The sequence below is a fragment of the Kluyvera sp. genome (genome assembly GCF_047971185.1).
Lineage (GTDB): Bacteria > Pseudomonadota > Gammaproteobacteria > Enterobacterales > Enterobacteriaceae > Kluyvera.
Genome location: NZ_JBKDZH010000015.1, coordinates 121,408 through 144,202, shown reverse-complemented (window position 1 = coordinate 144,202; position 22,795 = coordinate 121,408). Strand labels below are relative to the sequence as shown.

Annotated in this window: 26 protein-coding genes and 2 tRNA genes; 7 read left to right on the top strand and 21 right to left on the bottom strand. The window is 60.4% G+C overall.

The genetic code is table 11. The annotated features are described in order from the left end of the window. Positions 1 to 25 precede the first annotated feature (25 nt). The 3 genes from ACK5JN_RS04010 (at position 26) to xni (ending at position 3,606) form a co-directional block, all read left to right on the top strand. Positions 26 to 1,315, top strand: coding sequence for an HAAAP family serine/threonine permease (locus tag ACK5JN_RS04010; protein WP_416868972.1), 1,290 nt, complete (start codon positions 26 to 28; stop codon positions 1,313 to 1,315). A gap of 53 nt (positions 1,316 to 1,368) precedes the next feature. Beyond that, complete coding sequence (locus ACK5JN_RS04005; RefSeq protein WP_416868971.1) at positions 1,369 to 2,736, top strand: L-serine ammonia-lyase; 1,368 nt, start codon at positions 1,369 to 1,371, stop codon at positions 2,734 to 2,736. A 114-nt stretch (positions 2,737 to 2,850) separates the two neighbouring features. Beyond that, positions 2,851 to 3,606, top strand: a complete 756-nt coding sequence (gene xni / locus ACK5JN_RS04000; protein WP_416868970.1) for a flap endonuclease Xni — start codon at positions 2,851 to 2,853, stop codon at positions 3,604 to 3,606. 71 nt (positions 3,607 to 3,677) lie between these two features. On the opposite strand, the gene rlmM is transcribed toward xni, so the two are convergent. The 4 genes from rlmM to ACK5JN_RS03980 all read right to left on the bottom strand — a co-directional run bounded on the left by rlmM (position 3,678) and on the right by ACK5JN_RS03980 (position 6,686). Next, positions 3,678 to 4,778 carry a 23S rRNA (cytidine(2498)-2'-O)-methyltransferase RlmM gene (rlmM, locus tag ACK5JN_RS03995; protein ID WP_416868969.1) on the bottom strand — a complete coding sequence of 367 codons (1,101 nt, stop codon included), beginning with the start codon at positions 4,776 to 4,778 and terminating at the stop codon, positions 3,678 to 3,680. Continuing rightward, positions 4,771 to 5,166, bottom strand: coding sequence for a DUF423 domain-containing protein (locus tag ACK5JN_RS03990; protein WP_049850475.1), 396 nt, complete (start codon positions 5,164 to 5,166; stop codon positions 4,771 to 4,773). Before ACK5JN_RS03990 ends, rlmM begins: the two co-directional genes overlap by 8 nt. A 22-nt stretch (positions 5,167 to 5,188) precedes the next feature. Continuing rightward, positions 5,189 to 6,106 carry a glycine cleavage system transcriptional regulator GcvA gene (gene gcvA / locus ACK5JN_RS03985; RefSeq protein ID WP_064543054.1) on the bottom strand — a complete coding sequence of 306 codons (918 nt, stop codon included), beginning with the start codon at positions 6,104 to 6,106 and terminating at the stop codon, positions 5,189 to 5,191. A 352-nt stretch (positions 6,107 to 6,458) separates the two neighbouring features. Next, entirely contained in the window at positions 6,459 to 6,686 is a 228-nt protein-coding gene (locus tag ACK5JN_RS03980) for a YgdI/YgdR family lipoprotein (protein WP_416868968.1), read from the bottom strand. Positions 6,687 to 6,877: 191 nt separating this feature from the next. Between ACK5JN_RS03980 and csdA the strand changes: the two genes are divergently transcribed. Both csdA and csdE read left to right on the top strand, forming a co-directional pair. Then, entirely contained in the window at positions 6,878 to 8,083 is a 1,206-nt protein-coding gene (gene csdA / locus ACK5JN_RS03975) for a cysteine desulfurase CsdA (protein WP_416868967.1), read from the top strand. Beyond that, on the top strand, positions 8,083 to 8,532 hold the full coding sequence (csdE, locus tag ACK5JN_RS03970) for a cysteine desulfurase sulfur acceptor subunit CsdE (RefSeq protein ID WP_416868966.1): 450 nt from the start codon (positions 8,083 to 8,085) through the stop codon (positions 8,530 to 8,532). The genes csdA and csdE overlap by 1 nt, the downstream gene beginning before the upstream one ends. On the opposite strand, the gene tcdA is transcribed toward csdE, so the two are convergent. Both tcdA and mltA read right to left on the bottom strand, forming a co-directional pair. Then, entirely contained in the window at positions 8,517 to 9,329 is an 813-nt protein-coding gene (gene tcdA, locus ACK5JN_RS03965; RefSeq protein ID WP_416868965.1) for a tRNA cyclic N6-threonylcarbamoyladenosine(37) synthase TcdA, read from the bottom strand. The two genes, csdE and tcdA, sit on opposite strands and share 16 nt — an antisense overlap. A gap of 123 nt (positions 9,330 to 9,452) precedes the next feature. Further along, a complete protein-coding gene (gene mltA, locus ACK5JN_RS03960; RefSeq protein ID WP_416868964.1) occupies positions 9,453 to 10,550 on the bottom strand; it encodes a murein transglycosylase A in 1,098 nt (365 codons plus the stop codon). 208 nt (positions 10,551 to 10,758) lie between these two features. Here mltA and ACK5JN_RS03955 point away from each other — a divergent pair. Further along, a tRNA-Met gene (locus ACK5JN_RS03955) sits at positions 10,759 to 10,835 on the top strand. 44 nt (positions 10,836 to 10,879) lie between these two features. After that, positions 10,880 to 10,956: transfer RNA gene (locus ACK5JN_RS03950), tRNA-Met, on the top strand. 84 nt (positions 10,957 to 11,040) lie between these two features. Here ACK5JN_RS03950 and ACK5JN_RS03945 read toward each other — a convergent pair. Genes ACK5JN_RS03945 through ACK5JN_RS03875 form a run of 15 tightly spaced genes read right to left on the bottom strand, consistent with a single transcriptional unit; the run spans position 11,041 to position 22,789 of the window. Continuing rightward, entirely contained in the window at positions 11,041 to 12,558 is a 1,518-nt protein-coding gene (locus ACK5JN_RS03945) for a cobyric acid synthase (RefSeq protein ID WP_416868963.1), read from the bottom strand. Beyond that, on the bottom strand, positions 12,555 to 13,361 hold the full coding sequence (locus ACK5JN_RS03940) for an energy-coupling factor ABC transporter ATP-binding protein (protein WP_416868962.1): 807 nt from the start codon (positions 13,359 to 13,361) through the stop codon (positions 12,555 to 12,557). The genes ACK5JN_RS03945 and ACK5JN_RS03940 overlap by 4 nt, the downstream gene beginning before the upstream one ends. An 8-nt stretch (positions 13,362 to 13,369) precedes the next feature. Further along, positions 13,370 to 14,047: an energy-coupling factor ABC transporter transmembrane protein gene (locus tag ACK5JN_RS03935; RefSeq protein ID WP_416868990.1), complete on the bottom strand. Its 678-nt coding sequence runs from the start codon at positions 14,045 to 14,047 to the stop codon at positions 13,370 to 13,372. Continuing rightward, a complete protein-coding gene (locus tag ACK5JN_RS03930; protein ID WP_416868961.1) occupies positions 14,034 to 14,315 on the bottom strand; it encodes an energy-coupling factor ABC transporter substrate-binding protein in 282 nt (93 codons plus the stop codon). Before ACK5JN_RS03930 ends, ACK5JN_RS03935 begins: the two co-directional genes overlap by 14 nt. 1 nt (position 14,316) lies before the next feature. Further along, positions 14,317 to 15,054 carry a cobalt ECF transporter S component CbiM gene (cbiM, locus tag ACK5JN_RS03925; RefSeq protein WP_416868960.1) on the bottom strand — a complete coding sequence of 246 codons (738 nt, stop codon included), beginning with the start codon at positions 15,052 to 15,054 and terminating at the stop codon, positions 14,317 to 14,319. Beyond that, positions 15,051 to 15,764, bottom strand: coding sequence for a cobalt-factor II C(20)-methyltransferase (locus ACK5JN_RS03920; protein ID WP_416868959.1), 714 nt, complete (start codon positions 15,762 to 15,764; stop codon positions 15,051 to 15,053). The genes cbiM and ACK5JN_RS03920 overlap by 4 nt, the downstream gene beginning before the upstream one ends. Then, on the bottom strand, positions 15,761 to 16,540 hold the full coding sequence (gene cbiK, locus ACK5JN_RS03915) for a sirohydrochlorin cobaltochelatase (RefSeq protein ID WP_416868958.1): 780 nt from the start codon (positions 16,538 to 16,540) through the stop codon (positions 15,761 to 15,763). The genes ACK5JN_RS03920 and cbiK overlap by 4 nt, the downstream gene beginning before the upstream one ends. 1 nt (position 16,541) lies before the next feature. Then, a complete protein-coding gene (locus tag ACK5JN_RS03910; protein ID WP_416868957.1) occupies positions 16,542 to 17,336 on the bottom strand; it encodes a cobalt-precorrin-6A reductase in 795 nt (264 codons plus the stop codon). Continuing rightward, positions 17,333 to 18,058 carry a precorrin-3B C(17)-methyltransferase gene (locus ACK5JN_RS03905; RefSeq protein WP_416868956.1) on the bottom strand — a complete coding sequence of 242 codons (726 nt, stop codon included), beginning with the start codon at positions 18,056 to 18,058 and terminating at the stop codon, positions 17,333 to 17,335. Before ACK5JN_RS03905 ends, ACK5JN_RS03910 begins: the two co-directional genes overlap by 4 nt. Then, a complete protein-coding gene (gene cbiG / locus ACK5JN_RS03900; RefSeq protein ID WP_416868955.1) occupies positions 18,052 to 19,113 on the bottom strand; it encodes a cobalt-precorrin 5A hydrolase in 1,062 nt (353 codons plus the stop codon). The genes ACK5JN_RS03905 and cbiG overlap by 7 nt, the downstream gene beginning before the upstream one ends. Next, positions 19,094 to 19,867, bottom strand: coding sequence for a cobalt-precorrin-4 methyltransferase (locus tag ACK5JN_RS03895; protein ID WP_416868954.1), 774 nt, complete (start codon positions 19,865 to 19,867; stop codon positions 19,094 to 19,096). Before ACK5JN_RS03895 ends, cbiG begins: the two co-directional genes overlap by 20 nt. Next, positions 19,860 to 20,429, bottom strand: coding sequence for a decarboxylating cobalt-precorrin-6B (C(15))-methyltransferase (locus ACK5JN_RS03890; protein ID WP_416868953.1), 570 nt, complete (start codon positions 20,427 to 20,429; stop codon positions 19,860 to 19,862). Before ACK5JN_RS03890 ends, ACK5JN_RS03895 begins: the two co-directional genes overlap by 8 nt. Then, on the bottom strand, positions 20,419 to 21,024 hold the full coding sequence (locus ACK5JN_RS03885) for a cobalt-precorrin-7 (C(5))-methyltransferase (protein ID WP_416868952.1): 606 nt from the start codon (positions 21,022 to 21,024) through the stop codon (positions 20,419 to 20,421). Before ACK5JN_RS03885 ends, ACK5JN_RS03890 begins: the two co-directional genes overlap by 11 nt. Then, entirely contained in the window at positions 21,018 to 22,157 is a 1,140-nt protein-coding gene (gene cbiD / locus ACK5JN_RS03880; RefSeq protein ID WP_416868951.1) for a cobalt-precorrin-5B (C(1))-methyltransferase CbiD, read from the bottom strand. The genes ACK5JN_RS03885 and cbiD overlap by 7 nt, the downstream gene beginning before the upstream one ends. Beyond that, complete coding sequence (locus tag ACK5JN_RS03875; protein WP_416868950.1) at positions 22,154 to 22,789, bottom strand: cobalt-precorrin-8 methylmutase; 636 nt, start codon at positions 22,787 to 22,789, stop codon at positions 22,154 to 22,156. Before ACK5JN_RS03875 ends, cbiD begins: the two co-directional genes overlap by 4 nt. Between the last annotated feature and the right edge of the window lie 6 nt (positions 22,790 to 22,795).

Sequence of the window (22,795 nt, the reverse complement as noted above, 5' to 3'; positions counted from 1 at the left end):
TTTTTCCTTCCTCCAGGAGATACAGATGGAAAACACTCAAACCAGCACGGTCGTCACAGCAGAATCTGCTAGCGGATGGCGCAAAACAGATACAATGTGGATGCTGGGTCTTTACGGCACCGCCATTGGCGCGGGCGTACTATTCCTGCCGATCAACGCCGGCGTCGGCGGGATGATCCCGCTGATCATCATGGCTATCCTTGCCTTCCCGATGACTTACTTTGCACACCGCGGCCTGACCCGCTTCGTGCTGTCCGGTAAAAACCCGGGCGAAGACATCACGGAAGTGGTTGAAGAACACTTCGGCGTAGGCGCAGGTAAGCTGATTACCCTGCTCTACTTCTTCGCTATCTACCCAATCCTGTTGGTTTATAGCGTGGCTATCACCAACACCGTGGAAAGCTTCCTGGCGCACCAGCTGCACATGACGCCACCGCCGCGCGCTATCCTGTCGCTGATTCTGATTGTTGGCATGATGACTATCGTGCGCTTCGGCGAGCAGATGATCGTGAAAGCGATGAGCATCCTGGTGTTCCCGTTCGTGGCGGCCCTGATGGTGCTGGCTCTGTACCTGATCCCGCAGTGGAGCGGTGCGGCGCTGGAAACGCTGTCCTTTAGCAGCGCAGCCTCTACCGGCAACGGCCTGTGGATGACCCTGTGGCTGGCGATTCCGGTCATGGTGTTCTCCTTTAACCACTCGCCAATCATCTCTTCTTTCGCGGTAGCGAAGCGTGAAGAATACGGCCAGGACGCAGAGAAGAAGTGCTCCTCTATTCTGGCACGTGCCCACGTAATGATGGTGCTGACCGTGATGTTCTTCGTCTTCAGCTGCGTACTGAGCCTGTCCCCGGCGGACCTGGCGGCGGCGAAAGAGCAGAACATCTCTATTCTGTCTTACCTGGCGAACCACTTTAACGCACCGGTTATCGCCTGGATGGCGCCGATCATCGCGATTATCGCTATCACCAAGTCCTTCCTGGGCCACTACCTGGGCGCACGTGAAGGCTTCAACGGGATGGTTATCAAGTCTCTGCGTAGCAAAGGCAAATCCATCGAAGTCAACAAACTGAACAAAATCACCGCGCTGTTCATGCTGGTTACCACCTGGATTGTGGCAACCCTGAACCCAAGCATCCTGGGCATGATTGAAACCCTGGGCGGCCCAATCATCGCGATGATTCTGTTCCTGATGCCGATGTATGCAATTCAGAAAGTACCGGCAATGCGTAAGTACAGCGGTCACATCAGCAACGTCTTCGTTGTTCTGATGGGTCTCATCGCTATCTCCGCAATTTCCTACTCTCTGTTTAGTTAATCCCCCTGCGCCGCCTCTCGGGGCGGCGCACCTCGATACACAATGGACGCCTCATGATTAGCGTATTCGATATTTTCAAAATCGGCATTGGTCCTTCCAGCTCACACACCGTCGGGCCAATGAAAGCAGGCAAACAATTCACGGACGACTTGATTGCGCGTGGGATCCTGAATGATATCACTCGCGTAGTCGTCGATGTTTACGGCTCACTCTCTCTGACCGGTAAAGGTCACCATACGGATATCGCCATCATTATGGGTCTGGCGGGTAACCTGCCGGATACGGTTGATATCGACGCCATTCCGGCGTTTATCCAGGACGTGAATACCCATGGCCGCCTGATGCTGGCTAACGGTCAGCACGAAGTGGAGTTCCCGGTTGACCAGTGCATGAACTTCCATGCCGACAACCTCTCGCTGCACGAAAACGGCATGCGCATCACCGCGCTGGCGGGCGACAAAGCCGTTTACAGCAAAACCTACTATTCCATCGGCGGCGGTTTTATCGTCGACGAAGAGCACTTTGGCCAGCAGACTGAAGCGCCGGTTGCGGTGCCTTATCCGTACAACAGCGCGGCCGACCTGCAGCGTCACTGCAACGAAACCGGCCTGTCGCTGTCCGGCCTGATGATGCAGAACGAACTCGCGCTGCACAGCAAAGAAGAGCTGGAAAAGCACTTCGCTGACGTCTGGGCGGTGATGAAGGGCGGAATCGAGCACGGCACCACTACCGAAGGCGTACTGCCGGGCAAACTGCGCGTGCCGCGTCGTGCCGCCGCGCTGCGCCGGATGCTGGTCAGCCAGGACAAAATCAGCAGCGACCCGATGGCGGTGGTTGACTGGATTAACATGTTCGCGCTGGCGGTAAACGAAGAAAACGCCGCCGGTGGCCGCGTTGTCACCGCGCCGACCAACGGCGCCTGCGGTATCGTTCCGGCGGTGCTGGCTTACTACGATAAGTTTATCCGCGAAGTGAACGCCAACTCGCTGGCCCGCTATATGCTGGTTGCCAGCGCTATTGGCTCGCTCTACAAGATGAACGCCTCCATCTCCGGTGCCGAAGTGGGCTGCCAGGGTGAAGTGGGCGTCGCCTGCTCCATGGCAGCGGCCGGTCTGGCTGAACTGCTGGGTGGCAGCCCGGCGCAGGTGTGCATCGCGGCGGAAATCGGCATGGAACACAACCTCGGCCTGACCTGCGACCCGGTTGCCGGCCAGGTTCAGGTGCCGTGCATCGAGCGTAACGCCATTGCCTCGGTGAAGGCGGTCAACGCCGCGCGTATGGCCCTGCGCCGTACCAGTGTGCCGCGCGTGTGTCTCGATAAAGTGATCGAGACCATGTACGAAACCGGCAAAGACATGAACGCCAAATACCGCGAAACCTCGCGCGGTGGCCTGGCGATGAAAGTGGTTGCCTGCGACTAACGCACGCCTCAGAGGCCTCGTTTTGCGAGGCCTCTTCCCGTTTTATCCCCCGCCAATAGCCTCACTCGCCCCTGAATGTTACCCTTAGCACCCAATCAGTTAGGGAGAACGCCCGTGGCCGTCCATTTGCTTATCGTTGACGCACTCAACTTAATCCGTCGTATTCATGCCGTTCAGGGCTCTCCCTGCGTAGAAACCTGCCAGCACGCGCTGGATCTGCTGATTGCGCACAGCCAGCCCACCCACGCGGTGGCGGTATTTGACGATGAAGCGCGCAACAGCGGCTGGCGGCATCAGCGCTTGCCCGATTACAAAGCGGGACGCCCGCCGATGCCGGACGATCTGCACGCCGAAATGCCCGCCCTGCGCGCCGCCTTTGAGCTGCGCGGCGTGCGCTGCTGGGAATCCCAGGGTAACGAGGCTGACGATTTAGCGGCCACGCTGGCGGTGAAAGTCGCTGGCGCCGGGCATCAGGCGACCATCGTCTCTACCGACAAAGGCTACTGTCAGCTGCTGTCGCCGACGCTGCGCATCCGCGACTATTTCCAGAAGCGCTGGCTCGACGTGCCATTTATTGAAAAAGAGTTCGGCGTGCAGCCGCAGCAGCTGCCGGACTACTGGGGGCTGGCCGGAATTAGCAGCTCGAAAGTGCCGGGCGTCGCCGGAATTGGCCCGAAAAGCGCCACCCAGCTGCTGGCGCAGTTCCCCACGCTGGAAGCGCTGTACGAACATCTGGATGAGGTGCCGGAGAAGTGGCGCAAGAAGCTGGAAGAGCATCGGGAGATGGCATTCTTATGCCGGGATATTGCGCGCCTGCAAACCGACTTGCATATTGATGGCAATTTGCAGCAGCTCAGGCTTAACAGATAGCGTAATAACGTAGGGTGGATAAGGCTTCGCCTATCCACTCTACAAATCGCATTCGACCGCGTTATGCGTGATTAACGCTCGTCGCGACGCCCACCGACCGCCGCCCACAGGCGACGCACGTGTACGGTCACTTCTTCGCGATCGTGGTACAGCTGGCGGGCCTGAATCTGGGCGTTAATACCGTGCTCGTCCAGCTTCGCCTGGATGTGCGCCAGGTTCTGCGACAGCTCTTCATAACGCTTTTTCATCGGCAGCTTCAGGTTAAAGATCGTCTCACGGCACCAGCCGTTGACCAGCCACTCCGCCATCAGCGCCGCCACCTTCGCCGGCTTCTCCACCATGTCGCACACCATCCACGAGATGTTGTTGCGGGTCGGGCGATAGCGGAAACCGTCTTCGCGCAGCCAGGTCACCTGGCCGGTGTCCATCAGGCTCTGCGCCATCGGGCCGTTATCCACCGAGGAGACCCACATGTTGCGCTTCACCAGCTGATAGGTCCAGCCGCCCGGGCAGGCACCCAGGTCAACCGCATACATGCCGTTCGCCAGACGCTCGTCCCACTCGTCGGCCGGGATAAAGACGTGGAACGCCTCTTCCAGCTTCAGCGTGGAGCGGCTCGGCGCGTCGGACGGGAACTTCAGACGCGGAATGCCCATATAGAACGGCGAGTTGTTGGTGCTATAGGAATACCCGGTATAGCAGCAGCCCGGCGCAATAAAGAACACGTGCACCACCGGGCGCTTAGTCGTTTCGTACGGTGCCAGCACCTTCGCTTCGCGCAGCGCCGCGCGCAGCGGCACGGTCAACTTGCGGCAGAACTTCATCAGCTCTTTGCTTTCGTTGGTATCCGCTACTTCCACGCGCAGATCGCCGCCCTTCTCCACCACGCCCTGCAACATGCCGACGATCGGCGTGACGCGGTCTTCCGGCGGTAAATCTTTTAACAGTTCGCCGACGACGATCATCTGACGCGCAAAGATGAGCGAGCTAAACGGCAGCTCGCGCGCCAGCTTATCGGCATCGCCGTCCTGATAGCATTCGAAAATCACGTAGCCCGAGTTATCTTTAACGCGCGCAAAGCCAAACACCTCGCGACGCCCGGCCTTGTCGGTGATTTCCGCAGCACACTCTTTCTCAAACCCAGGGCGGCAATACAGCACAACCTTATTCATGAACAACACCCTTACGCTTAAGTCGAATGGCACCAATTAACATTAAAACCCAACCGGCGAGGAAGCTCACGCCGCCCACCGGGGTAACAAACGCCCACAGGCGTAAATGAGAGAGCGCCAGGCAATACAGGCTACCGCTGAACAGCACGGTACCCAGCGCCAGGAATACGCTGCTCCAGTAAAACCAGATACTAATGCGGCGCTGCATCGCTACCGCCAGGCCAAAAATCGCCAGCGTGTGAAACGCCTGGTACTCCAGACCGGTCTGGATCCAGCCCATTTCCACAACGCCGAGCGATTTGCTCAGCACGTGCGCGCCAAACGCGCCCAGTGCCACAAAAATGAAGCCGCTGATGGCGGCAAAAATCAGCATAAAACGGCTGGTCATGATGGTATTACCCTAAATTCATTTATTGTTCGTAACGAAAACGAAAAGTTTCTTGCTCATGGGCCGCTTTCGCCAGAATCCACTGACGAAAGGCCGCTATTTTACCCAGTTCTGCCTGACTGTCATGACAAACCAGATAAAACGCATTCTTACTGACCAGAACATCATTAAACGGGCACACCAGACGGCCTGCCTCAATCTCGGACTGCGCCATCACGTTGTTGGCGAGCGCAATCCCCTGTCCGTGGATGGCAGCCTGTAGCACCATGGCGCTATGGCTGAAGATCGGTCCCTGTTGTACGTTGATATGGGTGAGCCCCAGCTGGCGCGTATACGTTTGCCAGTCGCGGCGAGAAGCATCGTGCAGCAGCGTGTGTTTCGCTAAGTCGGCGGGTGTCTTCAGCGCCTTATCGCCGGTCAGCAGCAGAGGGGAGCAAACCGGGAGCAAATACTCAGCGTACAGTTTTTCAACGCGCAGCCCCGGCCAGTTGCCGCGACCGTAGAAAATCGCCACGTCGACATCGTCCGCCAGCTTATCTTCCTGACGGTCCACCGCCTGGATTCTGACGTCGATTCCCGGATAAGCTGAGTTAAAGCTTGAGAGGCGCGGCACCAGCCACTGAATCGCAAAACTGGGCAATAAACTGACGGTAAGCGCCCCTTTCGCGCTGCGCGCCTGTAGTTTACGCGTTGCCTCTGTTAATTGCGAAAAGATCTCTTTGATATCCTGAAAATAGCTCTGCCCCTCTTCGGTCAACAGCAGCGAACGATTGCGTCGACGGAACAGCTTTAACCCCAGAAAATCCTCGAGAGACTTGATTTGGTGGCTTACTGCGGCCTGCGTCACAAAAAGCTCATCGGCCGCGCGGGTGAAGCTTAAATGACGCGCGGCTGCATCAAATACACGTAATGCATTAAGAGGTGGCAAACGCTTTGACATGGTCCCAGAACCCAATTGTTAACTGAATTTAACAAATAGGAAACAACAGTTAACCTATTAGTTTTTTTTATCTGAGACATTATAATTTGTCCGTTGAGCTTCTACCAGCAAATACCTATGATGGCGGCACTTCCTGAGCCGGAACGAGAAGCTTTTTTTGGAATGCGTGTTCTGAAGGGCTTTTGGCTTACGGTTGTGATGTTGTGTTGTTGTGTTTGCAATTGGTCTGCAATTCAGATCACGGTAGCGAAGCTACCCTTTTTCACTTCCTGTACATTTACCCTGTCTGTCCATAGTGATTAATGTAGCACCGCCTTATTGCGGTGCTTTTTTTTGCCTGCGATTCGGCGCGCTATTTCTCCAGCGCCACCATCTCTTTCACATCGCTATGGTTGATTTGCTGTTTCACGCCGTTGGCATCGGTGTAGGAAATCATACCGGTGTCGTTATCAGTCTGCGGTTTCCCCTCGGAAACAATGCTACGGCCATCGTTGGTATGCATGACGTAGTTTGGGCTGGAGCAGGCGCTCAGGCCAAACGTCAGCATACAGGCGGAAATGATTGCGGCAGTCTTTTTCATCTTCTTCTCCTTTAGCGATTTATACTATTTAAAACTCACTTCTTAACAGGCGAAAACATTTGCCTAACGTTATTTAGCATAAGACACTGCCCGGAAAGCGCCAGGATAACCAGACGATTCCGATGGTTGGCACAAACCTTGTATCAGCGCCCATTTTGCGCCACGATCGGTGGATTGAACCGAGGAATACCATGAACGCTTTCAATCCCGCGCAGTTTCGCGCGCAGTTTCCCGCCCTGCACGATGCCGGGGTTTACCTGGATAGCGCCGCCACCGCGTTAAAACCGCAGGCGGTTATCGAGGCGACAAATCAGTTCTACTCGCTGAGCGCGGGGAACGTCCATCGCAGCCAGTTTGCCGAAGCCCAGCGCCTGACCGCGCGCTACGAGGCCGCCCGCGACCAGGTCGCCCGCTGGCTGAACGCCCCGAGCGGGAAAGATATCGTCTGGACGCGCGGCACCACCGAAGCCATCAATATGGTGGCCCAGTGCTACGCGCGCCCGCGCCTGCAGCCCGGCGACGAAATTATCGTCAGCGCCGCGGAACATCACGCCAACCTGGTGCCGTGGCTGATGGTTGCCGAACAAACCGGCGCGAAGATCGTCCCGCTTCCGCTGGGCGCCGACCGTCTGCCGGACGTTGAACGCCTGACAACGCTCATCACCCCGCGCAGCCGTTTTCTGGCGCTGGGGCAAATGTCGAACGTCACCGGCGGCTGCCCGGATCTGGCCCGCGCCATCGCCCTCGCCCACCGGGCGGGAATGGTGGTGATGGTCGACGGCGCGCAGGGCGCGGTGCACTTCCCGGCGGACGTGCAGGCGCTGGATATCGATTTCTATGCCTTTTCCGGCCACAAGCTCTACGGGCCGACCGGCATCGGCGTGCTTTATGGTAAGCATGAACTGCTGGACGCCATGAGCCCCTGGCTTGGCGGCGGTAAGATGATCAGCGAAGTGACCTTCGACGGCTTTACCACCCAGCCGGTACCGTATCGCCTGGAAGCCGGCACGCCGAACGTGGCGGGGGTGATTGGCCTGAGCGCGGCGCTGGAGTGGCTGTCTGAATTGGATATGGTGCAGGCCGAATCCTGGAGCCGCGGTCTCGCGACGCTGGCGGAAGATGAGCTGGCGAAACGTCCGGGCTTCCGCTCTTTCCGCTGTCAGGATTCCAGCCTGTTATCCTTTGATTTTGCGGGGGTTCACCACAGCGATATGGTCACGCTGCTGGCGGAATACGGTATCGCCCTGCGCGCCGGTCAGCACTGCGCGCAGCCGCTACTGGCGGCACTGGGCGTTAGCGGCACGCTGCGCGCCTCGTTTGCCCCCTACAATACGCAAGACGATGTACACGCGCTGGTTAACGCCGTTGACCGTGCGCTCGAACTTCTGGTGGATTAATGACGACTCCTTCACTCGCCGGACACCCGTTCGGCACCACCGTAACGCCCGACGCGTTGCGGCAACAGTTTGGCGCGCTCGCCCAGTGGGAAGAGAAGTACCGGCAGCTGATTCTGCTCGGCAAGCAGCTTCCCGCGTTAGCAGACGATCTTAAAGCCCAGGCGAAAGAGATCCCCGGCTGCGAAAACCGCGTCTGGCTGGGTTATTCGCAGGCGGCAGATGGGTCGCTGCATTTCTTTGGCGATAGCGAGGGGAGGATCGTGCGCGGCCTGCTGGCGGTGCTGCTGACCGCCGTAGAAGGGAAACGCCCGGCAGAGATTCTGGCCACCAGCCCGCTCGACTTCTTCGACGAACTGGGGCTACGCGGTCAGCTAAGCGCTTCGCGCAGCCAGGGCCTGGCGGCCCTTGGCGAAGCCATTACCGACGCCGCGCGTCAGGCGCTGGCCTGACGCTCCGCTTTCGCGAGCATCTTTTTCAGCGCATGGGACACCGCGACAAAGCCGAAGGTCGCGGTGACCATCGTCGCCGCGCCAAAGCCTGAGGCGCAGTCCATCCGTTTCGGGCCTTCCGCCGTGCTTTTCATCGCACAGACTGAACCGTCCGACTGCGGATACACCAGCGCTTCGGTCGAAAACACGCAGTCCACGCCGAGCTTACCTTTGCTGTTCTTCACCACGCCAAAATCGCTTTTCAGCCGTTCGCGCAGCTTGGCCGCCAGCGGATCCTGGATGGTTTTCGCCAGATCGCTCACCTGAATCTGCGTCGGGTCGATTTGCCCGCCCGCGCCGCCGGTGGTGATCAGCGGCACCTTATAGCGGCGGCAGTAGGCAATCAATGCGGCTTTCGGGCGCACGCTATCGATAGCGTCTACCACGTAGCTGTAACCCGCGCTCATATACTCCGCGACGTTATCAGGAGTAACGAAATCATCCACCACGGTGACGCGGCATTCCGGGTTAATCAGGCGAATGCGCTCCGCCATCACCTCGGCCTTTGCCAGGCCGACGTTGCCGCCAAGCGCATGGATCTGGCGATTGGTGTTGGTCACGCACACATCATCCATATCGATAAGCGTAATCGCACCGATGCCGGTACGGGCCAGCGCTTCCGCCGCCCAGCTGCCCACGCCGCCGATGCCCACCACGCAAACGTGCGCGTCGGCGAAAACCTGTAGCGCTTTTTCGCCGTATAAACGCGCCGTGCCGCCAAAACGCTGACGCCAGGCGTCACTGATAACCACAGACATAGAACCTCAGAGTTAAAAACAAAAAGAGCGGACAATGCCGCCCTGAGCGCATTTCATTGCCGGATGGCGCTTCGCTTATCCGGCCTACGCGCTAATGTGCAGGCCGGATACGCCATCGGGCCACTAGCCGCTAAATACGTTACCCGCGCTGCCGGATGACTTCAGCACCCACACGCGGCCGTAGTGATTATACCAGCCCGCACGGTGTCCGGCATCCGGACCGATACCCTGATAGATATCAAAGTGCTGGCCTTTAATCGCGCCGCCCACGTCCAGCGCCACCATCAGGCGCAGCTCGTACTGGCCGTTAAATTTACCGTTGTTATCCAACTGCGGCACTTCCGCCAGCAGCGTGGTGCCCGGTGGGATCACGTTACGATCCGCCGCCACCGACGCGCGGCCCACCAGCGGCACGGCGCTGGCGCCTTTCACCGGCGCGAAGGACTGCGGTTTAAAGAAGACGAACGACGGGTTCTGCTCCAGCAGCTCGCGAACTTCCGCTTCGCTGTGGGTTTCGCCCCAGTGGCGAATGGCCTGCATCGACATATCTTCGCGTTTCACTTCACCGCGGTCGATCAGCACCTTGCCGATGCTCTTATACGCCCAGCCGTTTTTCCCGGCATAGCTGAAGAAGTTCAGCGGCGAGCCGTCGCCGAAATCGATGTAGCCGCTGCCCTGCACATCCATGATGAAGTTATCCATAAGCGAGTTGCTGTAGGCAAGAATATAGGCATCGCTCAGTTGACCGGCGTAAATCCCGGCGCGAGAAGGCAGCTTGCCGCGCTTCGGCGGCATCCGGTAGATAGGATACTGGAATTCGCCCTGGCGCGTATGGCGCGCCTCAACAACCGGGGTGTAGTAACCGGTAAACTGCACGTTGCCGTAGTTATCGGTCCCTTCCATCTGCCAGGCATCGATACCGTACTGGCGCAAGGTGCGAGTATCGCCCCCGGAGAGCAACCACTGCTGCACGGCGTTGTAAACGTTGCTCTGGTTACCGTACAGGCGCGGCGACGCGCTACGAATATGGCCCACCTGCTGAGAAAAGTCGCCCGCGTTTATCGGCGCGCCGACGGCATCAGGCTGGTTGACTAAAGAGAAAGGCTGGGTGAATTTCCCGTCTTTATACTGTTGACCGCGATCGGTCGGCTTTGACGAACAGGCGGCCAGCATTGCCAGCATTGCGCCCGTTGCCACATATTTTACCCAACGTCCTTTCATGGTGTTCTGTATTCCGCATTATCGAAAGTGCCCGCTGAAGATAACAAACCGCCAGGGGTATTGAAATGCGATTGCGCTGCTCCGTCATAATTTTGAACAAAAAATGTTCAGATTTTACCTAATACGGACAACATATAAAAAAATGAGAGCTTTATATCAAAAATGGGTTGCAACAAATGCTCAGCAGAGTATAGTGCGCATCCACGGACGCGGGGTGGAGCAGCCTGGTAGCTCGTCGGGCTCATAACCCGAAGGTCGTCGGTTCAAATCCGGCCCCCGCAACCAATTAAAATCTGATGCAAGTTTACTCGATGAAGAGTAAAGACGGACGCGGGGTGGAGCAGCCTGGTAGCTCGTCGGGCTCATAACCCGAAGGTCGTCGGTTCAAATCCGGCCCCCGCAACCAATTAAAATGACACCCGCCAGGGTGTTTTTTTTTGCCTGTTATCCAGCGAAAGTACGCCATCCTCTCGAATGGCGCGCCGCTTTCCTACCCTTCTTTATGCTCGCGCATAATCGTATAAATCTTTTCAATATCAATATGCTGACGCATTGATTCCGCCAGGATATCAAACTGCTGCGCCTTATACGCCGCATAGTGAAAATCATTATCTCTCTGCGGCAGCCCTTTACGTTCACGCAGCCCATTGACCAGCGCACGCGTAAAGCTATCGCTATCGAACAAACCGTGCAGATAGGTGCCAAACGCCAGACCGTCTGCGCTAACCGCGCCATCCGCTTGATGCTGGCCGTTTTTACATAGCTGCATTAACGGCAGCGTGTTGTCCGTTAGCGCCGTCTCGCCCATATGAATTTCATAGCCCTGTAGCGCCATTCCGGACACCGCCGCCAGCCAGCCCGGCAGCGCGGCGTTGAGCGTCGCCGTGGCGCGGGTGGTGGTTTTCTGCGGCGCAAAACGGGTTACGGTAGCAAGCAGCCCCAGCCCCGGTAGCGTACCGAGACCGGATTCCACCTCGTCAATCAGCGTATCGCCAAGCATTTGATAGCCGCCGCAAATACCCAGCACCGGCACGCCCCGCCGGTGCGCCTCAAGAATCCCGTGCGCTAGCCCGTTATCCTGCAACCACAACAGATCGCCCAGCGTATTTTTACTGCCCGGTAGAATAATCAGGTCCGCGCCCGCCAGCTCTTCCGCATGGCGTACGTAGCGCACGCGCACGTCCGGCTGGGCAGCCAGCGCGTTAAAGTCGGTAAAGTTAGAGATATGCGGCAGCTGCACGACGGCAATCTCCACATCACGCTCGCCCGTGCTGCGGTACTTGCCCTTTTGCAAGGCGACGCCATCCTCATCTTCCAGCTCGACCTCCAGCCACGGCATCACCCCCAGCACCGGTACGCCGGTCAGCGCTTCGATTTGCGTAATGCCCGAGTGCAGCAGCGTCACGTCACCGCGAAACTTATTGATGATCACCCCTTTCACCCGCGCCCGTTCGTGGTCGTGCAGCAGCGCCAGCGTGCCGTAAATAGCGGCAAAAACGCCGCCGCGATCGATATCCGCCACCAGGATCACCGGGCACTGCGCCATCTCCGCCATTCCCATATTGACGATATCACGGTCGCGAAGGTTGATTTCCGCCGGGCTGCCCGCCCCTTCCAGCACCAGCACATCGTACTGCTGCGCCAGGCTGTGGTAGACGCTGAGGATCTGCTCGCGCAGCCGCGGCTTATAGTCGTGATAGCTGACGGCGTCCATGTCGCTGGCCACTTCGCCCATCAGCACAATCTGCGCTTTGCGGTCGCTGGTGGGCTTGAGCAGAATCGGGTTCATGCGCACGTCCGGCGCAATGCCCGCCGCTTCGGCCTGGAAAATCTGCGCCCGCCCCATCTCTTTGCCGTCCGGGGTGATGCCGGAGTTCAGCGCCATATTCTGCGATTTAAACGGCGCGGTGCGCAGGCCATCCTGATAGAAAATCCGGCACAGCCCCGCCACCAGCATACTTTTGCCGACGTCGGAGGCGGTGCCCTGCAACATAATGGCCTGTGTCATACGGTTCCTTTTTCACGCATCCGGCGGAAAAATTCCGCCTCGGTTTTACATAGCGGCAGCCCAAGCTCCGCGTGCAGCTTCACCAGCCACGGCTGGCTCAAGCCAGCCTGCTCCATCAGCTCGCGCTGGGCAAACACCGCGCCAGGGCAGCCCTGCGCCAGCACTTCGCCGCTGCGCAGTACGTACACCGCGTCGCTGACTTCATAAATCAAATCAATATCGTGGCTGGAAATTACCACATGATTACCATGCGCGACGATACGCTTGATGATGTCAATCATCTGCGCGCGGCCGGACGGGTCCAGCCCGGCGGTGGGTTCATCCAGCAGCAGGTAGCGCGCCTGCATCACCAGCGCGCCGGCAATCGCCACGCGTTTTTTTTGCCCGTGGCTCAGGCACTGAATCGGCTGCTGGCGAAAATGCTGAGCGTCGACCAGCGTCAGCGCCTCGTCGATACGCCGCGCAATCTCCGCCTCCGCCACGCCGATATTGCGCAGGCTGAAGGCAATATCGCTGTCGATGTCGGTATAGAAAATCTGCTGGTCCGGGTCCTGAAAGACCGTCGTCACCTGCTGGCGCAGCGCCAGCAGCCCGCGTTTGCTGTAGTCCAGCGGTTTACCCTGCCACAGCACCGCCCCCTGCTGCGGGCGCAGCAGACCGCTGAGGTTCATAAATAGCGTCGATTTGCCGCAGCCGTTCGCCCCCACCAGCCCGGTGACCGCCTGGCGGGAAAAATCCAGCGTTAAGCCTTTAAGAATGGGCGCATCCTGGTAGCGAAACCCGAGGTCAGAGGTGGCAAGCATTGCGTTCCTTAGAGATGAAAATCACCCTGATACAGTTTGAGATCCAGCGCGGTGCTCATCTGCTGATAGCGCATCAGCACCCGCGTAAACAGCAGGCTGACCAGCATCGCCAGCGAACGGTAGCCGAGGCGTACGTTGCGGTAGCCAAAGCGCAGCGTCTGCGCGCGGTGAATGGCCACCGCTTCGTCAATCAGGATAAAGATAAAGCGCCAGGTCAGCAGGATCTGCTCGGTGAGCAGACGCGGCACCCGCGCCCGCTTCAGCAGTACAATCAGCTGCGGAAACGGCAGGTTGAGCACCAGCCAGAAAGTGGCTGAAAGTGCGGCAAGGCTGCGCCAGAAGGTCGCATTGGCGGTCGCGATTCCCTGCGCGGTAACGCCCAGCCAGTACGGCCCAATGTGCACACCAGCCAGCAGCGCCTGCGGGTCGCGGCTGACGCTAAACACGATCGTCACCACCCCCGCCAGCAGAAAACCGAGCGGCAGCGCCATCCAGCGACACCAGCGCCAGAAAGAGAGGCGCAGCAGCCAGCAGGTAAAGGCGGCGGTGCCGGCCATCAGCAGCGCCTGCCCCAGCGGCGGCAGGCTAAAGGCCAGCACCATCAGCAGCAGCCAGAGCAGGAACTTGCGCTCCGGCGCGACGTGCAGCCAGCGGCTCTGGTAGCTCAGTCGGTCAAGGCCGGTCATCACGACGCTGACGCCCTTTGTAGTAGCCGAGAATATAGAAAATCACCGCCGCACCGAGCGAGCCCTGCAGGGTGAACAGCAGGCTCTCAATTTCCCCGCTCGCCGGTTCATACAGCGGCTGGAACCACGGCTCATAGTGCGGCGCGATGGCCTGAATCTGGCTTTCCGCTTCGCCGTCGGAACCACCGTATTCGCCGCCGTGGTTGATAAAGATCGGCAGGATCATCAGCGCAATCACCAGCGCCAGCAGGATCAACGTTTTTTTCATTTTAATGCCCTCGCGCCGGGATCAGTTGCCGCTTGGTCAGCTGATCGTAGATCATCACCGTAAGTAGCCCTTCCGCAATGGCGATCGGGATCTGCGTCAGGCAAAAGATCGCCATAAACTTCAGGCTCGATCCGACCGCCCCCGCCTGCGGGTCCGGGAAGGCGACGCCCAGCTGTAGCGAGGTGACAAAATAGGTCGCCAGATCCGCCAGCATCGCGCAGAGAAACACCGACACATCACGACGAAATCCCGCCTTGCAGGCCATTTTCCACGCCAGATAGCCGACGATCGGCCCAATCACCGCCATCGACATGCCGTTAGCGCCAAGCGTCGTCAGGCCGCCATGCGCCAGCAGCAGCGCCTGGAACAGCAGCACGATCGCCCCGAGGATCGCCACCACGCCCGGCCCGAACAGAATCACCGCCAGGCCAACGCCGGTCGGGTGCGAGCAGCTACCGGTCACCGACGGAATTTTCAGCGCCGACAGCACGAAGATAAACGCCCCGCACAGCGCCAGCAGCACCTTCTGGTTGCTATCGTCCTGCACGATGCGGCGCAGGCGCACCAGCCCGTACCACAGGCAGGGTAAAAACAGCAGCCACCAGGCCAGCGCCCACACCGGCGGCAGAAAGCCTTCCATAATGTGCATGGCGAACGCCTGCTCCGGTACCACCAGCAGCAACAGCGCCGCCGCCAGGCCGCTTAACGACAGCTTTTTCAACTGCTGTTCTGCTTTCATCGTTTCGCCTCCCATTGCTTGTTGACCAGAATGGTCGAGAAATAGGGCAGCGGCTGCTCGTCGCTGACCTCTGCCAGATTGCGCCAGCACTGCTCGCCGGGGAGCGTGGCTTCGGCCATCAGCAGCGCGTGGTCCAGCAACCCGGCCTTCGCCAGCAGCGCCTTGATGCGCGGGAAACGCCCGTACACCTTCATCAGCACCAGGCTATCGTGCTGCGCCAGCGCGCGTTCAATGTCCGCTTCCGGCGCGGTGCAGGCAACGACCGCCAGCGACTGCTGTTCCATCGCCAGCGGCATCTGCGCGCGGGCGGCAATGGCGGCGAATGAGGTGACGCCGGGAACAATCTCCAGCCACGCCGGGCTGCCGATGCGCTGGAGCAAAAAGACCCAGGTGCTGAACAGCATCGCGTCGCCGAGGGTGATAAATCCCACGCGTTTACCGGCTTCCACTTCGCGCACCATCGCGCCGGAGACGTCGTCCCACACCGCCTCTTTCTCCGCACTGTCGGCGCTCATCGGGAAGTGACAGCAGCACACTTCCGTCTGCTCGCCGAGGTATTCACGCACGATGGAGAGCGCCAGGCTGTCGCCGCCTTTGCGCCCCGCCGGGGCGTACAGCACGTCCAGCGAGCCAAGGATGCGCGCGGCGCGCACGGTAATCAGGTCAGATGCGCCGGGACCGGTGCTCAGGGCATACAGTTTTCCGCTCATGCCGCCTCCAGCGATTGGTGTAGATGTTCGACAAACATGGCCCGAATCACCGGGTTCTCGCCCAGCCCGCGCAGCCACGGCGTGGCGGTAATACCGGCGGCGGTGAATAAGGTTTTCCACGAGTCGTCTTCGTCAGAGGCCATGTCGTTAATGGCGTGGTCGCCCGCCACCAGCATCAGCGGCATCAGATGGACAGCCCGCACGCCCTCGTTGCGCAGGCTCTCAATCAGCACGTCAACTTCCGGGTAGCTCTCCACTGCGCCAACGCGCGCCGGGAAACGCTGGGCGGTCATCATGTGGTCCAGACAGGCGTAGGCGGCGAAAGCATGGTGGCTGGCACCGTGGCCCATAAACACCACCTTTTCGTTGGCGTTCAGCGCTGGCATCTGCTGTTCCAGCGCCTGCATCAGGCGCACGTAGTCATCGTGGCCGCTCAACAGCGGCGTGCCCAGCGTCAGGCGTTTGAACAACGGGCGCAGGCTCTGCACTTCACGGGCGATTTTCTCGTATTCGTCACCGTTGATAATGTGCAAAGACTGCACGGCGACATCGTCATAGCCCTGCTCGGCCAGCTTTTGCAGCGCCTCCAGCGGCGTGTCGATGTCGAGGCCATCGCGCTGTTTGAGCTTGCGGATAATCATCCCGGAGGTAAACGCGCGAAACAGATCGCGATCCGGGCAGCTTGCCGCCAGTTCGCGTTCGCAGGCGACAATATTTTTTTCACAGGTGTCGTGGTAGCTGGTACCAAAGCTGACCACCAAAAGGGCTTTTTTCATCTTATTTTCCTGATGCCGAGGCCTGCCAGCGCGCCAGGCGCCCGGCAAAAGCAGATAAACTTTCCAGTAACTCTTCGCCGCGCACCAGCGGCGCGGGGCGGGTTATCACTACGCAAGGGATACCGGCGTCGAGGCACGGCTGCACTTTCTGCTGATAGCCGCCCTCCGCGCCGGAGGCTTTGGTCACCACCACGTCGGCGCGGCAGTGACGGTAAAAGGCGGCGTTAAACCCGGCGCTGAACGGCGCGCAAATGGCGAAGATTTCGCCGACGCCAAAGCCGAGATCGGTACACTGCTGCACCACCTCCGCCACCGGTAGCACCCGCGCGAGCAGGGTTTTATCGGGCAGCCCCTCACGCCACTTCGCCAGGTCCTTACTGCCGGTGGTCAACAGAACGCGCTGGCCCAGGCCAGTAATCAGCGCGCAGGCCTCGTCAATACTAGCGACGTAATGCAGCAGCGGATGCTCTAGCGCATCAAGCTGCTCCGGGCGCTGATAGCGGCTCAGCAGCACGCCCGTCTGCGCACAGGCGTCCACCACGTTACGGCTCACCGCTTCGGCGTACGGATGCGAAGCGTCAATCACCCAGCGGGTACCGTGCGCCCGCAGCCAGGCCGCCAGCTCAGCGCGATCCAGCCGCCCGCAGCGCACCTGCCCCTGAATATCGCCCGCCAGCGCTTCGCCGGTGGGCGTGGCGACCGACACGGTGTACGGCACGTTCGCGGCGTCAAGCTGCTGGCAGATCGCCCGCGCATCGCTGGTGCCGCCCACCACCAGAACTTCGCCAAAGCTCACAGCACGTAGCCTCGCGGGGTAATCATCAGGCCGTCCTGCACGTAGGTGGTTTTGTTGCCGACGATAACCAGGCTGGTCATGTCTACCGGTTCGAAGTCCATTTCACCGAGCGTGGTCAGCCATTTTTCTTGTTTCTTGCGCCCGGCGGATTTCACCACGCCTACCGGGGTGTCGGCGCTTTTCACGGCGGAAAGCAGTTCAAAGGCGCGAGCCAGATGCCCTTCACGGCCACGGCTGCGCGGGTTGTAAAAACAGATAACGAAGTCGGCTTCCCCGGCGGCGATAATGCGTTTTTCAATCACCGGCCACGGGGTCAGCAGGTCGCTGAGGCTGATATGGCAGAAATCGTGCATCAGCGGCGCGCCGAGCAGCGACGCGGCGGCGATGCTGGCGGTCATCCCCGGGATCAGGCGTACCTCGACGTCCAGCTTCTGCTTGCTGACCAGCTCCAGCACCAGCCCGGCCATGCCGTAGATGCCCGCGTCGCCGCTGCTGATCAGCGCCACGTTGTGCCCGGCCTGCGCCAGCTCAATGGCGGCCTGGCAGCGTTCAATCTCTTTGCACATCCCGGTTTTGATCACCTGCTTGTCGCCGGTAAAGGCTTTGACCAGGTGGGTATAGGTTTTATAGCCGACGACGATTTCCGCCGCCTGCAACGCCTCGACCGCCTCCATGGTCATCATCGCCTGCGAGCCAGGGCCAATTCCAATTACGCTTAACATCTGTGTGTCACTCCCAAAGTAATAGTGGTTCCCTGCTCCCGCAGCGTCTCGCCAATCACGTGTCCTTGGCTCAGCAGCCACGCCGCCGGGCCGGAGACGCTGCCGACGCCCACCGTTTGTTTCACAAACAGCGACGAGGGAAAACGGTGCTCATGCTCGCGCAGGGCGGCCACGCTAAAAATCTCAAACGGCACATCAAGGTCGCTCGCCAGCTGAATCAGCCCCAGTTCGTCCTGCTTGAGGACAATGCTGCCGATAGCCTTCAGCGCCAGCGGGTCCAGCCCCTGTAGCGCCAGCTGGCGATGCAACAGTTCACTTATCTGCCCGCACGGCGTGCCGCGCCGACAGCCGATACCCGCCACCACCCGCCGCGGCACCAGCTTCCAGTGCGGAAGCGGCAGTTCAGGCAGCGCAGCGCGCAGGGTGATGCACACCAGCGCGTCCAGTTCGGGCAGCGCGTTCAGGTCGGCAACGCTGATAAACCCGCGTCGGTCACAGCGGCTGATCTCATCGCTAAATTCCTCGTCCCACCACAGCCCCACGCGCTGCTGGCTGACCAGCATCTGGTTGACGGTTTTCACCGCCGTGCGAAAATCGTCAATGCGCCCGTTGAGCTGGCAGGCCAGCGTATCCAGCGCCGCGACATCGTTAACGTCGGTGGCGGTGGTGATCACCGGCTTAACGCCAAGAATGGCCGCCAGCTCGCGCGCCAGCGCATTCGCGCCGCCAACGTGGCCGGAGAGCAGGCTGATCACGTGCTGGCCGCGCTCATCAATCACCACCACCGCCGGGTCGCTGAGCTTATCGACCAGCAGCGGCGACAGTACGCGCACCGCAATGCCGGTCGCGCCGATAAAAATCAGCGCCGGATAGCGCGTAAACGCCTGCTGCACGGTGTGGGCAAAGCTGCCGTCGAAAGGGAGAAACCCCGGTTCAACCAGCGTCTCGCGGGTATAGCAGGTCATCGGCAGCGCCACGTGCAGCCGTCGGGCCAGCGCCACGCCGCCGGGGGTCAGGCAGAACAGCGCTATACGCTCAGGCTTTACGGTATTCATGGCTGAAATCCGCCGCGTACAGCCGCGAGTAGTGGTACTCCTCGCCGAGGAAATTGCCGACCAGAATCAGCGCCGTTTTGCGAATGCCCGCGTCGCGCACCCTATCGCCAATGTCCGCCAGCGTGCCGCGCACCGTCTGGCTTTCCGGCCAGGTGGCCTTGTAGACCACCGCCACCGGCGTGCTGGCCGGGTAGCCGCCGTCGATCAGCCGTTCGGCCACTTTATGGATACGCTGTACCGAAAGGTAAATGGCCATCGAAGTCTGGTGCCGGGCAAATGACTCCAGCTGTTCGCGCTCCGGCACCGGCGTGCGTCCTTCCAGCCGGGTGATAATCAGGCTCTGCGACACTTCCGGCACCGTGTACTCCACGCCCAGCTCCGCCGCCGCGCCGAGAAACGCGCTGACGCCCGGCACCACCTGCCAGCGAATGCCGCGACGGGTCAGCTCTTCGCCCTGCTCGCGCACCGAGCCGTACAGCGACACGTCGCCGGTTTGCAGCCGCACCACCGTTTTCCCGGCCTTCACGCCGGCTTCCATCAGGTCGAGAATCTGTTCCAGATGCAGTTCGGCGCTGTCGTGGCATTCGGCCTCTGGCGGGCAGTAATCCAGCAGTTCGGTATTAATCAGCGAACCGGCGTAAATCACCACCTGCGCCTGTTGCAGCAGGCGGTAGCCCTTCAGGGTGATCAGGTCGCGATCGCCCGGCCCGGCACCGACGAACCAGACACAGCGTGAATCAAAAGCATCACTCATGGATTTCTTCCTTCTGACAGGCAATCACAAAAACGGGATTATGCGGTTTGAAGTAATGGCCGCTGCCGAGCGCGGTGAGCGTCGATACGTTCAACTGCTGGCAGTCAATCGCCGTCACGCCCGCCTGCTGGAGGTGCTCGAGGGCGCAATGCAGGTTTTCCTGCAGAATAAAGGTCATCACCAGCCGCCCGCCGAGGCGCAGGTGCTGTAGCGACCAGTCAATCAGCGCGCAGAGATGGCCGCCGCTGCCGCCCATAAAGATGGCGTCGGCCTGATCCACGCTGACGTCCGGCGCTTCGCCGCCCACAATCGATACGTTGCCGCAGGCAAAGCGCTGGCAGTTCTCCGCCAGCAGGCGCAGCGCCGCCGGGTTGCGCTCAATCGCCGTCACCGCCAGCGTCGGTTTTTGCAGCGCCGCTTCAATCGACACGCTGCCGGTCCCGGCCCCGATATCAATCAGGTGGCTGGCCCAGTGCAGCTCCAGCTTCGCCAGCGCCAGCGCGCGCACCGCCTCTTTGGTCATCGGTACCTTTTCGCCGCGCAGAAACAGCTCATCTTTCATCGAGGATCACCACCGTGTTCATGTCATAGTCCTGGTGGACCGCACTGACCGGTAGCCAGTGGATCCGTTCATTGTCCTGCGCCAGATTTTCGCCAATCACCATCCAGCGATGGCCTTTGCCGCGCGCGACCAGCGCGGCGGCAATCTCTTTTGGCCCACAGCGTCGATCGGTGACCATCGCCACCTTGCGATGCGCGGCGAGCGCGTCGAAGCACACGTCGCGCCCGTGGCTGCTGGTCAGCCACATGTCATTCATGTCGATGCCCGCCCGCGCGCACAGGTACTGCACCGCGCTGATGCCGGGGATCACCTGCACGTTGTCGCGGCCAAAGTGGGCAATCAGCCGCGTGCCGATGCCGTAAAACAGCGGGTCGCCGGAGGCCAGCACCACCACGTTCTGCGCCGCCCTTGCGCTAATCCACGCCAGCACCTGTGGGATATTGGCCCCCAGCGGGCAGCGCTCGCCGGCAAAGTCCGGGAACTGCGCCAGATGGCGCGCGCCGCCCACCAGCGCGTCGGCGCGGGCAACGGCCTCTTTGGCCTGCGGGGTCATCAGCTGCGTGCCCGCCGGTCCCATCCCCACGACGGTTAACATGGCCCGTCCCCCACAATCTCGGCGACCGGGCGGCTGCTGCCGAGGATCTGGTTATCGAACGAGAACATAATCGCGTCGCAGCGTGGCGGATTTTGCGTAAAGCGCAGGCGCTGCTGTACGCGCTGGCAGATGCGCTCGGCAAGGTGGTTGTAGATGTGCTGAAAACCGCAGGCCTCGATATGCTCCATTGCCGCCTCGGTGGTGTCGCAGTCGCTCACCCGCTTCAGCAGCTCAAGCGGCGCGCCGAGCAGCGCCAGATGGGCGACCAGCGTTTCCATTCGCGCATCGGCGATATGGCTATGGGTGTGGAAAATCCCGGCAGCGATTTTAATCAGCTTGCCGGGGTGGCCGATCAGCACAATCTGGCGAAAGCCGAGGCGTACCGCCTCTTCAATCATGTAGCCAACGAAGTTACTCATCGTCACTACGCTCTGCGGGTCGAGGCCCAGCTGCTCGCGCACGAAGCGCTCGCCGTGGTTGCCCGGCACCAGAATCACCCGCTCCAGCCCCGCCGCGCGCTTCATCTCCAGCTCCAGCGCCAGCGAGCGCTTCCAGCTCTCTTCCGACATCGGCGTGACGATGCCGGTGGTGCCAATAATCGAGATCCCGCCGATAATGCCGAGCCGCGCGTTGTAGGTTTTTTTCGCCCGCTCTTCCCCTTCCGGGGCAAAGATTTCCACCTCCGCGCCGCGCGCCGGACCAATCGCCTCGCGTACCGCGCTTTCGATGGTGTGGCGCGGGGTACGGTTGATCGCCGCGCTGCCGATGGGCAAGCCGATACCTTTACGGGTAACGGTGCCCACGCCCTCGCCGCCGCGCAGGACGATTTCCCCGCCGTCGTTAAGGGTGACGCGGGCGAAAATCAGCATCCCGTGGGTGGCGTCGACGTCATCGCCGCCGTCTTTACGAATGGCGGCGATGCCCTGCTGCCCCTCAACGTGCGGCGACTCGACGTTCATATTCAGCGTGGCGCCCGACGGCGTGACGATCGACACCTGGTGAATCAGGTGCTGACGCATCACCATCAGCGCGGCAACTTTCGCCGCCGCCGTGGCGCAGGAACCGGTGGTATAGCCTTTGCGCAGCGCTTTGCCGTTATGCCAGACCGGGGCGTCGAAGGCGGCGTCGCTCATTGCGCGGCCTGCAAGTGGTAGAGGATGGCGTTGACGATCGCCGCCGCGACGTTGCTGCCCCCCTTGCGCCCCAGCGCGGCAATGCCCGGCAGCCCGCTGTGGCTTAGCGCCTCTTTCGACTCCGCCGCGCCGACAAAACCGACCGGTACGCCCACCACGCCGCCGACCGCTAAGCCTTTATGCTCCAGTAGACGGAACAGCGCGGTTGGCGCGTTGCCGAAGACAAACACTTTGTCGCCCTCTTCTTTAACGGCGATATCCACCGCCGCCATCGAACGGGTGATGCCCTGCGCTTTGGCCTCACGCACCACCCGCGGGTCGCTGATGTAGCAGCGGCATTCGCCGCCGAAGGTCGCCAGCAGGTTTTTATTGATGCCGGACAGCGCCATGGTGGTGTCGGTGTACAGCGTGCACGGGCGGCTGAGCGCCTCGCTCAGGCGGTCGAGCGCGTCCGGGGCGAACCACAGAATATCCAGCCAGTCGAAGTCGGCGGTGGTGTGGATCACCCGTTTGATTATCGCCTCGTGCAGCGGGCTGTCGAAGCGATACGCCGGGCGAGTTTGCGCGATAATCTCGCTGATTATCTCGAAGCTTTTGCGCTCAATCGCTTGCGGTTGCTGGATATAGTTCATGCCGTT